General features: G+C 67.1%; 10 protein-coding genes. All 10 read right to left on the minus strand.

The genetic code is table 11. The annotated features are described in order from the left end of the window. Positions 1-15: 15 nt before the first annotated feature. The 10 genes from RUGAMON1_RS30250 to RUGAMON1_RS30295 all read right to left on the minus strand — a co-directional run bounded on the left by RUGAMON1_RS30250 (position 16) and on the right by RUGAMON1_RS30295 (position 12,194). A complete protein-coding gene (locus RUGAMON1_RS30250; RefSeq protein ID WP_445233995.1) occupies positions 16-1,500 on the minus strand; it encodes a methyl-accepting chemotaxis protein in 1,485 nt (494 codons plus the stop codon). A gap of 206 nt (positions 1,501-1,706) precedes the next feature. Then, positions 1,707-3,410 (minus strand): methyl-accepting chemotaxis protein, encoded by a 1,704-nt coding sequence (locus RUGAMON1_RS30255; protein WP_445233996.1) that lies wholly within the window; start codon positions 3,408-3,410, stop codon positions 1,707-1,709. A gap of 22 nt (positions 3,411-3,432) precedes the next feature. After that, positions 3,433-3,957: a chemotaxis protein CheW gene (locus RUGAMON1_RS30260; RefSeq protein WP_445233997.1), complete on the minus strand. Its 525-nt coding sequence runs from the start codon at positions 3,955-3,957 to the stop codon at positions 3,433-3,435. Positions 3,958-3,968: 11 nt separating this feature from the next. Continuing rightward, positions 3,969-5,663, minus strand: a complete 1,695-nt coding sequence (locus RUGAMON1_RS30265) for a HAMP domain-containing methyl-accepting chemotaxis protein (RefSeq protein WP_445233998.1) — start codon at positions 5,661-5,663, stop codon at positions 3,969-3,971. 43 nt (positions 5,664-5,706) lie between these two features. Continuing rightward, on the minus strand, positions 5,707-6,975 hold the full coding sequence (locus RUGAMON1_RS30270) for an EAL domain-containing response regulator (protein ID WP_445233999.1): 1,269 nt from the start codon (positions 6,973-6,975) through the stop codon (positions 5,707-5,709). An 11-nt stretch (positions 6,976-6,986) separates the two neighbouring features. After that, the gene (locus RUGAMON1_RS30275; RefSeq protein ID WP_445234000.1) at positions 6,987-8,060 is read right to left on the minus strand and encodes a protein-glutamate methylesterase/protein-glutamine glutaminase; all 1,074 of its coding nucleotides are present in this window, start codon (positions 8,058-8,060) and stop codon (positions 6,987-6,989) included. Further along, complete coding sequence (locus RUGAMON1_RS30280) at positions 8,057-8,575, minus strand: chemotaxis protein CheD (protein WP_445234001.1); 519 nt, start codon at positions 8,573-8,575, stop codon at positions 8,057-8,059. The genes RUGAMON1_RS30275 and RUGAMON1_RS30280 overlap by 4 nt, the downstream gene beginning before the upstream one ends. Before the next feature lie 14 nt (positions 8,576-8,589). After that, a complete protein-coding gene (locus tag RUGAMON1_RS30285) occupies positions 8,590-9,396 on the minus strand; it encodes a CheR family methyltransferase (RefSeq protein WP_445234002.1) in 807 nt (268 codons plus the stop codon). A gap of 13 nt (positions 9,397-9,409) precedes the next feature. Continuing rightward, positions 9,410-9,982 carry a chemotaxis protein CheW gene (locus RUGAMON1_RS30290; protein WP_445234003.1) on the minus strand — a complete coding sequence of 191 codons (573 nt, stop codon included), beginning with the start codon at positions 9,980-9,982 and terminating at the stop codon, positions 9,410-9,412. Positions 9,983-10,010: 28 nt separating this feature from the next. Next, entirely contained in the window at positions 10,011-12,194 is a 2,184-nt protein-coding gene (locus RUGAMON1_RS30295; protein WP_445234004.1) for a chemotaxis protein CheA, read from the minus strand. Between the last annotated feature and the right edge of the window lie 22 nt (positions 12,195-12,216).

A 12,216-nucleotide genomic window follows, 5' to 3' on the forward strand; every position in this document is an offset into this window, starting at 1 on the left:
TTCGGCCCTGCGGGGTTAGAAGCGCGTGAACTTGTTCTCGTCGGGCGCGCCGTCGGCCACCAGGTCGAGCTTGCGCGCCTGACGCGCGGGCTTGGCGCCGCCGGTCTTCAGCACCACCGGCCGGCGCGCCAATCCGCCGCGCGGCGCCTCGTCGGCCGCGTACTGCTTGAACACCGTCATCAGCCGGGTCAGCTGCTCGGCCTGCGCGCTCATCTCTTCCGACGTGGCCGCCAGTTCCTCCGAGCTGGCGGCGTTGATCTGGGTGGTCTGGCTGAGCTGACCGACCGCGCTGTTAATCTGCCGCACGCCGGAGCTCTGCTCTTCCGACGCCGCCGAAATCTCCTGCACCAGGTCCGACGTCTTGCGGATATTCGGCACCAGCGCATCGAACATCTGGCCGGCCTGCTCGGCCAGCTCCACGCTGTCGGACGCCACCTTGCTGATTTCCTGCGCCGCCACCTGGCTGCGTTCGGCCAGCTTGCGCACCTCGGCCGCCACCACCGCGAAGCCCTTGCCGTGTTCGTGCGCGCGCGCCGCCTCGATCGCCGCGTTCAGCGCCAGCAGATTGGTTTGATAGGCGATATCGTCGATGATGCCGATCTTGCTGGCGATCTGCTTCATCGCCGCCGCCGTGGCCTTGACCACTTCGGCGCCGCGCGCGGCGTCCACCGCCGCCTGGGTGGCGATGCCGTCGGTGAGCTTGGCGTTCTCGGTATTCTGCGCGATCGACGCCGTCATCTGCTCGATCGAGGCGCTGGTTTCCTCCACCCCCGCCGCCTGTTCGCTGGCCGCCTGCGACAGCGATTGCGCGGTCGAGCTCACTTCCTCGGAGGCGCCGGCCAGGCTGCCCACCACCGACTGCACTTCGCGCACGATGCCCGACAGGCTGCGCGCCAGCCACACCGCCATCACGCCGCCCAGCACCGCGATCAGGATATCCATGCCCAGTATCAGCCGCTTGGCCGAGTCGGTCACCTCGGTCATGGCGGCCGACTCGCCCTTGGTCTCGCCATCGTTGACTTTGAGCAGCTTGCGGAAAGCGACGGAGATGGCTTCGTCGGCGCCCTTGATGGCCTTGTCCATCTCCTGCGGCGCCATGCCTTTCTCGCGCATCGCTTCCAGCTGGATCATGCTCTCGCCGTAGCTGCGGGTGGCGGTCGAAATTTCGGCCAGCAAGGCCTGCTCCTCGGGCGTCACGCTGCCCACGGCCTTGTAGTCGGTCATCTCCTTGTCGATGGCCGCCAGGTCGGCGCGGAACTTGCTGTTGTAGTCGCCGCCGCGCAGGATGTAGTTCTTGAAATGATGGACCGCCTGGCCGTGCGCGGTAACGCCTTCCAGCACGGCGTTCTTGCGCACCAGAGTGACGGTCTCGAAGTCATTCCAGTGGTCATGCAGCGAGCCCAGTTTGGCGAAGGCGATCACCCCCATCAACACCACCAGCAGCACGATGCCGCCAAAACCGGCGTGCAGCCGGGTCTCCATCTTCATCTGCTTGAACATAAGCTATTTCTCCAATCGGCGGGGGGCACGAATCATTGTGAACCAATCCACCGCTGCAAATCTCACCAATACTCACATGTGGCATACACCCCACGTCAGCGCCAGCCCACCGCAGCCAGTTTGAAGAAGGACCTGGTCTGCTGCAGCTGCTCGGAACTGGAGCGGGATATCTGTTCGATTTCCTGCGCCGCCTGCAGGCTGCCTTTTCAGAATTTAACGAAATGCGATTCGTCGGGTTCGCTCATCTCGGTCATGGTGCGGCTGCTGCCCATGCCGGCTGAGCTGGCGCCGGTCCGGCCGGGCGGCTTGCGCGCCTTGCCAGGCTGGCGCGCCATCACCACCGTGCGGATCGGCCGCGACGCGCCGGCCAGCTTGAAGAAGGACATGGTCTGCTGCAGCTGTTCGGCCTGGCCGCTCATCTCTTCGGCGGTGGCCGCCAGCTCCTCGGAACTGGAGGCGTTCTGCTGCGTGGTCTGGCTCAGCTGCGTGACGGCCGAGTTGATCTGGCCGACCCCGGCCGACTGTTCCTCCGACGCCGCCGTGATCTCCTGCACCAGGTCGGAGGTGCGGCGGATGTTGGGCACCATCGCATCGAGCAAGTTGCCGGCCTTCTCCGCCAGCTGCACGCTGCTCGACGCCACCTGTTCGATTTCCTGCGCCGCCACCTGGCTGCGCTCGGCCAGCTTGCGCACCTCGGCCGCCACCACCGCGAAGCCCTTGCCATGCTCGCCGGCGCGCGCCGCCTCGATCGCCGCGTTCAGCGCCAGCAGGTTGGTCTGGTAGGCGATGTCGTCGATGATGCTGATCTTCTTGGCAATCTGCTGCATCGCCGCCACCGTCGATTTGACCGCTGCGCCGCCCTCGGCCGCCTCCAGCGCCGCCTTGCTGGCGATGCCGTCGGTGACCTTGGCGTTTTCCGTGTTCTGCGAAATCGACGCCGTCATCTGCTCCACCGAGGCGCTGGTCTGCTCGGTACCGGCGGCCTGCTCGCTGGCCGCCTGCGACAGCGACTGCGCGGTGGCGCTCACTTCCTCGGAGGCGCTGGCCAACGCCTCGGCGCCGTTGTTCACCTCCTGCACCACCTGCGACAGCTTGTCTATCATGCCCTTCATCGCCGCCAGCAGGCTGGTGCTGTCCCCGGCTTTGAGCACGACCTCGGCGCTGAGGTCGCCGTCCGCCACCTTGCGCACGATCTCGGCCGCATAGCCCGGATCGCCGCCCAGCTGCCTGAGGATGCCGCTCAGGATCAGCAGGCCGATCGCCACCAGCAGCGCCAGCGCCACGCCGGACGCCACGTACATGCTGCGCGACGCGCTGGCCGACGCCGCGTCGGCCTCGGTCACGGCGTCGTCGCCGTACTTGACGTTCATCGCCACCAGTTTGTCCAGGCTCTCCTCGACCTCGCGGAAGGCCGGCCGGTTATCGATCAGCGTGCGGTGCAACGCAAGGAACAACTCCTTGCGCTTGGCGGTATCGGCGTCGCGGATTTGCTTGAGCAGCTCGCCGAACTGCGCGTCCCGCTGTTTCCAGACGTCCCACTGCTTGACAAAAACCTTCCACAGCGCCGCCTCCTCGCTGGTCTGCGGCAAGGGATCGTAGATCTTCCAGGCCTTGTCGATCTCGGCGAAGACCACCTCGCGGCGCTTGATCTGCTGGGAGATCTCCGTCGTGTCCTCCGGAGTGAGCGCGACCACGTCGGCGCCGCGATTGGCCGAACGGATCGCGGTCTTGCCTTCGTTGATGGTCATCAGCGCCTGCACCGACGGCAGGCGGTTCTTGCCGATCTCCGCCAACATGTCGCTTTCTTTTTTCAAGCCCTGGAAGGCGATCACCATGATCAGCAACAGCGCCAAAACGGCGACAGCGATCAACGTCAGGATCTTGGTCCTGACTGTTACGGAGGAAAACATGCGCAACTCCCGGTTGTATGCGTTATGAAGTTTGCGGCACAGCGCCGCCCGCGGCCAGCGCGGCCAGTTCGTTGGCCGATACCACGTGCTGCACGTTCAGCAGCAGCACGAAGCGCCCCTGCACCTTGCCTATCCCCTGCAGCATCTCGGCGCGCACCTGGGCGCCGAAACTGGGCGCCGGCTCGATGTCGGACGGCGGAATGTCGAGCACGGCGTTGACCGCGTCGACCAGGATGCCGATCACGAACGGCCCCTCGTCGCTGTCGACTTCGACCACGATGATGCAGGTGCGCTTGCTGATCGCCGACGGCGCCCGCTCCAGCCGGCGCGCCAGGTCCAGCACCGGCACGGCGGTGCCGCGCAGGTTGATCACGCCGCTGATACAGGCCGGCATCTGCGGCACCGGCGTCACGCCGGCATATTCAAGGATCTCGCGCACCGCCAGGATGCCGATGGCGAACATGTCCTGGCCCAGCATGAAGCTGAGGTACTGCGCAGGGCCGCCGGCGGCCAGTTGCTTGGTCTCGGATACAGTCAGGGTATTCATCGCTGCCTCGCTCAGAATTTAACAAAATGCGATTCGTCCGGTTCCCGCAGGTCGGCCATGCGGCGGTTGTCTGCCATGCCGCCGACCGGACGCACCGATGGTTTGCCCGGTTTGGCCGGCTTGCGCGGAGCCGCCACCGTGCGGATCGGCCGCGGCGCGCCGGCCAGCTTGAAGAAGGCCATGGTCTGCTGCAGCTGTTCGGCCTGGCCGCTCATCTCTTCGGCGGTGGCCGCCAGCTGCTCGGAGCTGGAGGCGTTCTGCTGGGTGGTCTGGCTCAGCTGCGTGACGGCCGAGTTGATCTGGCCGACCCCGGCCGACTGCTCCTCCGACGCCGCCGTGATCTCCTGCACCAGGTTGGAGGTGCGGCGGATGTTGGGCACCATCTCGTTGAGCAGGCGGCCGGCCTTCTCCGCCAGCTGCACGCTGCTCGACGCCACCTGTTCGATTTCCTGCGCCGCCACCTGGCTGCGCTCGGCCAGCTTGCGCACCTCGGCCGCCACCACCGCGAAGCCCTTGCCATGCTCGCCGGCGCGCGCCGCCTCGATCGCCGCGTTCAGCGCCAGCAGGTTGGTCTGGTAGGCGATGTCGTCGATGATGCCGATCTTCCTGGCGATCTGGCGCATCGCCGCCACCGTCGATTCGACCGCCTCGCCGCCCTCGGCCGCCTCCAGCGCCGCCTTGCTGGCGATGCCGTCGGTGACCTTGGCATTTTCCGTGTTCTGCGAAATCGACGCCGTCATCTGCTCCACCGAGGCGCTGGTTTCCTCGGTGCCGGCGGCCTGCTCGCTGGCCGCCTGCGACAGCGCCTGCGCGGTGGCGCTCACTTCCTCGGAGGCGCTGGCCAGCGACTCGGCGCCGCTGTTGACTTCCTCCACCACCTGCGACAGCTTGTCTATCATGCCCTTCATCGCCGCCAGCAGGCTGGTGCTGTCACCGGCCTTGAGCACCACCTCGGCGCTGAGGTCGCCGTCCGCCACCTGGCGCACGATCTCGGCCGCGTAGCCCGGATCGCCGCCCAGCTGCTTCATGATGCCGTTCAGGATCAGCAGGCCGATCGCCACCAGCAGCGCCAGCGCCACGCCGGCGGAGGTGTACATCATGCTCAGCGCATGCGCGGACGCCTCGTCGGCCTGCTTGACGGCGGCGTCGCCGTAGCCGACGTTGAGCGCCACCAGTTTGTTCAGGCTGTCCTCGGCATCGTGGAAGAAGGGACGGGCATCCTTGACGGCGCCATGCAGGGTGACGAACAGTTCCTTGCGCTTGGCGCTGTCGGCCCGCATCAACTGACCGGCCAGTTCGCTGATGATGGCGTCGCGCGCCTTCCAGGCGTCCCACTGCTTGACGAAGGTCTTCCACAACGCCGCCTCCTCGGGCTCCTGGGCCAGCGGTTCGTAGACCTTCCAGGCCTTATCGACTTCGCCCCAGATTTCCTGCTTGCGCTTGATTTCGCGGGCGATAACGTCCACTTCGTCCGGATAGGCGGCGATCGCATCCATGGAGCGGTTGGCCGAACGCAGCGCCGTCTGGCCCTCGCTGACCTGCAGCAGCGCCTGCACCGAGGGCAGCCGGTTCTTGCCGATCTCCATCAGCATCGCCCCCTCCTGCTTCAGGCCGGAAAAGGCGATCACCACCACCACCACCAGCGCCAGCACCGCCACCGCCAGCAGGATCAGGATCTTGGCCCTGACCGTTAAAGTTGACAACATAGAGCTACTCCCAGAGATGACACCGATCGGGTGTGCTGTTTGACTACGGTTGGTCCGCCAGCGCGCGCAGGCGGCGCCGGTCCTGCTTGATCCAGGTCACCAGTTCTTCGGCCGGCATCGGCTTGGCCAGCAGGTAGCCCTGCGCCATGTCGCAGCCCAGTTCACGCAGCAGCTTCCAATCCGCCAGCGTTTCCACGCCCTCGGCCACGGTGGCCACGCCCAGGCTCTGGCCCAGGTCCAGCGCGCTTTTCAGCACCACGTGGCGGTTCGGCCACTGCGAGGCGCCGTGGACGAAGGCACGGTCGATTTTCAGTTCGGTGAAGGGGCAGCGGGCGAACTGCTGCATCGATGAATAGCCGATGCCGAAATCGTCCATCGCCAGGCCGAAGCCCATCAGCCGCAAGCGCCCCATATTGGTCAGCGCCTGCGACAGCTGGCGCATCACGCTGGTCTCGGTCACCTCCCACACCAGCGCGGCCGGCGGCACGCCGGAGGCCATCACCAGCGCCGTCAGGCGGTCGATAAAGGCGCGGTCGGCCAGGTTGTCGGCCGACAGGTTGACCGACACCGTCAGCGACGGCAGGCCGTGCCGGGTCCATTCCAGCAGCCGGTCCAGCACCTGGCGCACCATGCTCAGCGTGAACTCCGCCATCAGCGGCGTGCCCTCCATGGCGTCGATGAAGTGCGCCGGCGCCAGCAGGCCGCGGCTCGGGTGCTGCCAGCGCGCCAGCGCCTCCAGACCCTTCAGGTGGCCGTTCTGGATCGTCACCTTGGGCTGGAAGTACGGCAGGAATTCCTGCCGCGCCAGCGCTTGCGCCAGCTCGTCCGCGCTGGGCAGGTCCGGCTGCGCGCAGGCCGGCCGGAGCACCGCCTTCTTGCCGGCGCGGTCGAGCAGCATCGCCAGCGCGTCCAGCTGCACCGGCTTGAGCAGCGTGCCCAGCAGGTCCATGCAGGCGTCATCGAAGTTCATGCTCTCGATGATCTCCAGCAGGCGCGGATCGCGCGCGCTGACCACGATCAGGTTTTGCGCCAGCTGCCGCTCGCGCAGCTGGCAGGTCAGCTCGATGCCGTCCATGCCCGGCATCTCCAGGTCGGTCAGCACCAGGAAGATCGCCTCGCCGCCCTGGCGCTCCAGCATCTGCAAGGCTTCGTTGCCGTCGGCCGCCTCCAGCACTTCGCCGAATTCGAGCTGGCGCAGCAGACCGGCCAGGTAGCCACGCTGCACCAGGCTGTCCTCCACCACCAGCACCCGCTGGCCGGTCCAGGCGCGGGCCGGCGCGGTCAGGCTGTCGGCGAAGGAGAGTGGGGGCATGATGGCGGCCATCAGTAGGACAACTGTTGCAGGATTTCGCGGTAGATCGCGTTCAGCGGCAGCGACTTCTCGACCCCGCCGCGCTTGACCGCTTCCTTGGGCATGCCGTACACCACGCAGCTGGCCTCGTCCTGCGCCACGGTGCGGGCGCCGGCCTTGTGCATCTCCAGCATGCCGGCGGCGCCGTCGTCGCCCATGCCGGTCATGATCACGCCCAGCGCGTTGGCGCCGGCCGCGCGCGCGGCGGAACGGAACAGCACGTCCACCGACGGCCGGTGGCGGTTGACCAGCGGGCCGTCCACCACCTCGACGAAATACTGGGCGCCGGTGCGGCGCAGCAGCATGTGCTTGCCGCCCGGCGCGATCAGCACCAGCCCCTGCAGCACGCGGTCGTTGTTGGCCGCCTCCTTGACGCGCACCTGGCACACGCTGTCGAGGCGGGCGGCGAAGGCGGCGGTGAATTTTTCCGGCATGTGCTGCACCACCACGATGCCCGGCGAGACCCGCGGCAGCGCCGTCAGCACCTCCTCCAGCGCCTGGGTGCCGCCGGTCGAAGTGCCGATCGCCACCACCCGCTCGGTGGTGGCGGTCATCGGCCGGTAGTCGGCCGGCGGCAGCACCGCGTCCGCGTTCAGCTTGGCCGTCACCGGCGGCGGCGCCGGGCGGTTGACCAGCTTGCCGACGCGGGCGCCGGCCGCCGCCCGCACCGCCGACACCAGCTCGTCGGCCGAATCGTGCAGGAACTGCTTGAGGTCCAGCCGCGGCTTGGTGATGATGGCCACCGCGCCGGCCGACAGCGCCTCGACCGAGGTCTGCGCGCCCTTCTCGGTCAAGGTCGAGCAGATCACCACCGGCGTCGGCCGCTCGCTCATGATCTTGCGCAGGAAGGTGATGCCGTCCATCTTGGGCATCTCGACGTCGAGCACGATCACGTCCGGCCACTGCACCTTCATGCGCTCCATCGCCAGCAGCGGATTGGCCACCGCGTGGCCGACCGTGATACCCTGCGCCGCGTTCAACAGGCTGCTCAGCACCTGCCGCACCACGGCCGAGTCATCGACGATCATGACGTTGATTGCGCTCATGCCTTCTCCTTGTCCGGCCCCGCCGCGCCGCCCACTACCGATTCCGGCGGCACCTGGCGGCTCAATACCTCGCCGCTGCGGATGGTGAAGATCAATTGACGGTGTCCCTCGCCGAACAGGCTTTCGGACACCACGCGTATGCCGTGCTGCTGCAGCAGCGTGCGGGCATAGTCGCCGTTCTGCATGCCGATGTCGCGCACCTTGACGCTGCGCGGAAACATGGCGGCGCCGCCGAAGATCTTGCCCTGGCACTGGACCAGCGGCACGCCGTGGCGCGCCATGCCGCGCAACAGCAGGTCCATGGCGTCGGCGCCGTAGATGCCCGGCTTGTCGTGGTTTTTCTTGCGGCCGGTGCCCGGCAACAGGAAGTGCGACATGGCGCCGATGCGCAGCGCCGGATGCCACAGCGTGACCGACACGCAGGACCCCAGCAGCGTGCGCACCCGATAGCGCTCATCGCCAACGAAGTAGTCGCCGGGCATCAGGAAGATATCGATGAGCTTTGAGTCGGGCATGGTCAACGTCACGATCATGGCTTGCGGTAGATCGATGGCGCCACCGCAACCAGGGTGTCGTTGATGTCGTTCAGCGTTTCCGAGTGGCCGATCAGGAAGTAGCCGCCCGGGCGCAGCTGCGCCAGCAAACGCGCCACCACCTGGCGCTTGGTGGCCAGGTTGAAGTAGATCATCACGTTGCGCAGGAAGATCACGTCGAAGCTGCCCAGCTTGGGCAGTGGCTCGTTCAGGTTCAGGTGGCGGAACTGCACCCGCTGGCGCAGCGGACGCTCGATCAGCAGGGTGCCGGTCTCGCTGCCCTGGCCCTTGAGGCAAAAGCGCTTCAGGTAGGCCGCCGGCATCTGGCTGGCGCGCTCCATCGGGTAGTGGCCGCAGCGCGCGCGCTCCAGCACGCGGGTGCTGATGTCGGTGCCCAGCACTTCCCACGGCGCCTCGTCGAGCACGTCGGCCAGCACCATGGCGATGCTGTAGGCTTCCTCGCCGCTGGAGCTGGCGGCGCTCCAGACGCGCGGCGTCTGGCGCTTGTCGCGCGCCTCCAGCGCCAGCTCGCGCAGCAGCGCGAAGTGCTTGGGCTCGCGGAAGAAATAGGTCTCGTTGGTGGTCAGCAGGTCGACCGCCACCTGCAGCTCGGCCGGCTGGGCGCGGCTCTCGAGCAGGCGCAGGTAGTCGCCGTAGGTCTCCAGCTGGTAGTGCGCCAGGCGCTTGGCCAGGCGCCCGCTGACCAGCGCCTGCTTGCCGTTGGCCATGCAGATCCCGGCCGCCTCGTAGATGAAGCGCTGGAATTGCGAAAACTCGCGCTCGGTGATGGTGACGGCAGGCATGGCGTCCGCCGCTTCAGCAGTGGTGCATGGCGACGGTGCCGCGCGCCATCTCGACGATTTCCTCGTTCGACAGCACATGCTCGATGTCGAGCAGGATCACGAACTTGCCGTTGTACTTGCCGATGCCGGCGATGAAGTCGGGACGGATGCGGGTGCCGAACGACGGCGGCGGCTCGATGTCGCCGGCGGCGATTTCCACCACCGCGTTGACGGCGTCGACCAGCATGCCCAGCACCTGCTTGTTGTCGCCGGCGCCGCCGTCGACCTCGACGATGACGATGCAGCTGCGCTTGCCGATCACGCTGGGGCCGCGGTCGAAGCGCGCCGACAGGTCCATCACCGGCACCACCGCGCCGCGCAGGTTGATCACGCCGCGCACGCAGGGCGGCATCATCGGCACCGCGGCCAGCGCGCCGTACTCGATGATCTCCTTGATGTGCAGGATGCCGACCGCGTACGGGTCCTCGCCCAGCATGAAGGTCAGGAACTGGCTGGGCAGGGCGGCGCCGCTTTGCAGCGCCATCATCGCACTGCTGCCGTAGGTGACCACCTTGTTGACTACTGCTTCGTTCGCTGCTGTATTCATTTCATCCTCTTCACAATTGGGCGCTCGACTAGGCCGCCAGCGCCACGGTGGCGCCCTTGCCGCTGACGGTGTGCATCAGCGCCGACACGTCCAGGATCAGCGCCACTTCGCCGCTGCCGAGGATGGTGGAGCCGCTGATGCATTTGACTTCGCTGAACATCGGGCTGAGCGGCTTGATGACGGTCTGGAATTCGCCCAGCAGGGTGTCGACCACCAGCCCGGCGCGGTGGTTGCCCAGCTTGAGCACGACGATGCTCTCGCGCCGCGTCGAGGCGCCGCCGATGCGGAACAGCTCGCGCAGCCGCACGAACGGCAGCACCTGGCCACGCAGGTTGCAATAGTCCTGGCCCGGCTCGGTGGCGTACTCGATGCACTCCTCGATCATGTCGAGCGGGATCACGAACACCGAGCCGCCCACCTGCACCAGGAAGCCGTCGATGATGGCCAGGGTCAGCGGCAGGCGCACGGTGACGGTGGTGCCGGCGCCCTCCCGGCTGGAGACGTCGACGCTGCCGCGCAGCGCCGTGATGTTGCGCTTGACCACGTCCATGCCGACCCCGCGCCCGGACAGGTTGGTGATTTTTTCCGCGGTCGAGAAGCCGGCCTCGAAGATCAGGTTGTAGATCTCGCTGTCGGTTAGCTTGCGGTCGGCGTCGACCAGGCCGCGCTCGACCGCCTTGGCCAGGATCTTCTCCTTGCGCAGGCCGCCGCCGTCGTCGGACACCTCGATGACGATGCTGCCCGATTCATGGAAGGCGTTGAGCTTGATCATGCCCTTGGCCGGCTTGCCGTTGGCCACCCGCACGTCGCCCGGCTCGATGCCGTGGTCCATGGCGTTGCGCACCAGGTGCATCAGCGGATCGCCGATCTTCTCGACCACGGTCTTGTCCAGCTCGGAATCCTCGCCGTCGACGATCAGGCCAATGTCCTTGCCCAGCTCGCGCGCGACGTCGTGCACCACGCGCTGGAAGCGGTTGAAGGTGGCGCCGATCTTGACCATGCGCAGTTCCAGCGCGGCGTCGCGCACCTCCTCCACCAGGCCCGACAAGGTCGAGGTGCATTCCTGCAGCTCGGTGTTCTGGATGTGCTGGCCGATCATGTTGGCGCGCGCGCCGGCGATGATCAGTTCGCCCACCAGGTCGATCAGGCGGTCGAGCTTGTCGGAATCGACGCGGATCGAACGGCTTTCCTGCGCCTTCTGTTCGCTGACCTGCTTTTGCTTGGCCAGCGCGGCCTCCACCACCACCGGCGGCACGCTGCCGGCGCCGACCAGGATGCTGCCGAGCTGCTGCGGCGTGACCTCGTCCTGCGGATTGTCCGGATGGGACTGCTGGTGCAGCGCGCCCTCCAGCTCGTGCGAGGTGACGCTGCCGCAACGCACCAGGATCTCGCCCAGGCGCGCGGCCTGCTCCGGCAGGGCGCGGATCAGGTCGACGTAGTGCGACACCTTGCTGTGCGGCGGAATGATGCGGATCTCGCAGTCGTCCTGCACGAACTCGAACACGCCGGCGATGGCTTCGCGGTCGGCCGTGCTGTCGAAGGCGATCTCGAAGCCCAGGTAGCACAGTTCGGCGTCCATCTCGTCGGCGGCGGGCAGCGCGTCCGGCACGGTGGCGATGCCGACGATCCTGCCCAGCTTGGCCAGGTAGCGCAGGAAGGCGATCGGATCCATGCCGTTCTGCAGCACGCCGCGGCCGAAGCGCAGCGAGATATGCCAGTAGTCGCTGTCGCCGTGTTGCTTGTCGATGCGCTCGACGCCGGGCTCGGCGTGCACCGCCAATGGCGCTTGCACAGCTTCGGCATGCGCTTCGGCGGCGCCGCCGGCCATGTGGCGGCGCAGCTGTTGCAGCAGCATCTCGCCTTCCGGCGCGGTATCGGGGTCGGCCTCCAGCTGGCCGGCGGCCAGCGCGTCGGTCATGCCGGACAGGTAGTCGCAACAGGACAGCAGCAGCACGATCATCTCGTCGTTGAGCGTGACGCGGCCGTCGCGCACTTCGTCCAGCAGGCTCTCGACCACGTGGGTGAAGGCGACGATGTGGTCCAGGCTGAACAGCCCGGCCGAGCCCTTGATGGTGTGGGCCGCCCGGAAGATGGCGTTGATCGCCTCGCCCTGGTCGCCCGCGATGTCGACGTTGAGCAGCGCGTTCTCCATGTCTTCCAGCAGCTCGCGGCTTTCGGTAATGAATGTCTGTAGTGCTTCGTCCAGGTTCATGGCATACCCTCGGAACAAAAAG

The sequence above is a fragment of the Duganella rhizosphaerae genome (assembly GCF_040364205.1).
Taxonomy (GTDB): domain Bacteria; phylum Pseudomonadota; class Gammaproteobacteria; order Burkholderiales; family Burkholderiaceae_D; genus Rugamonas; species Rugamonas rhizosphaerae.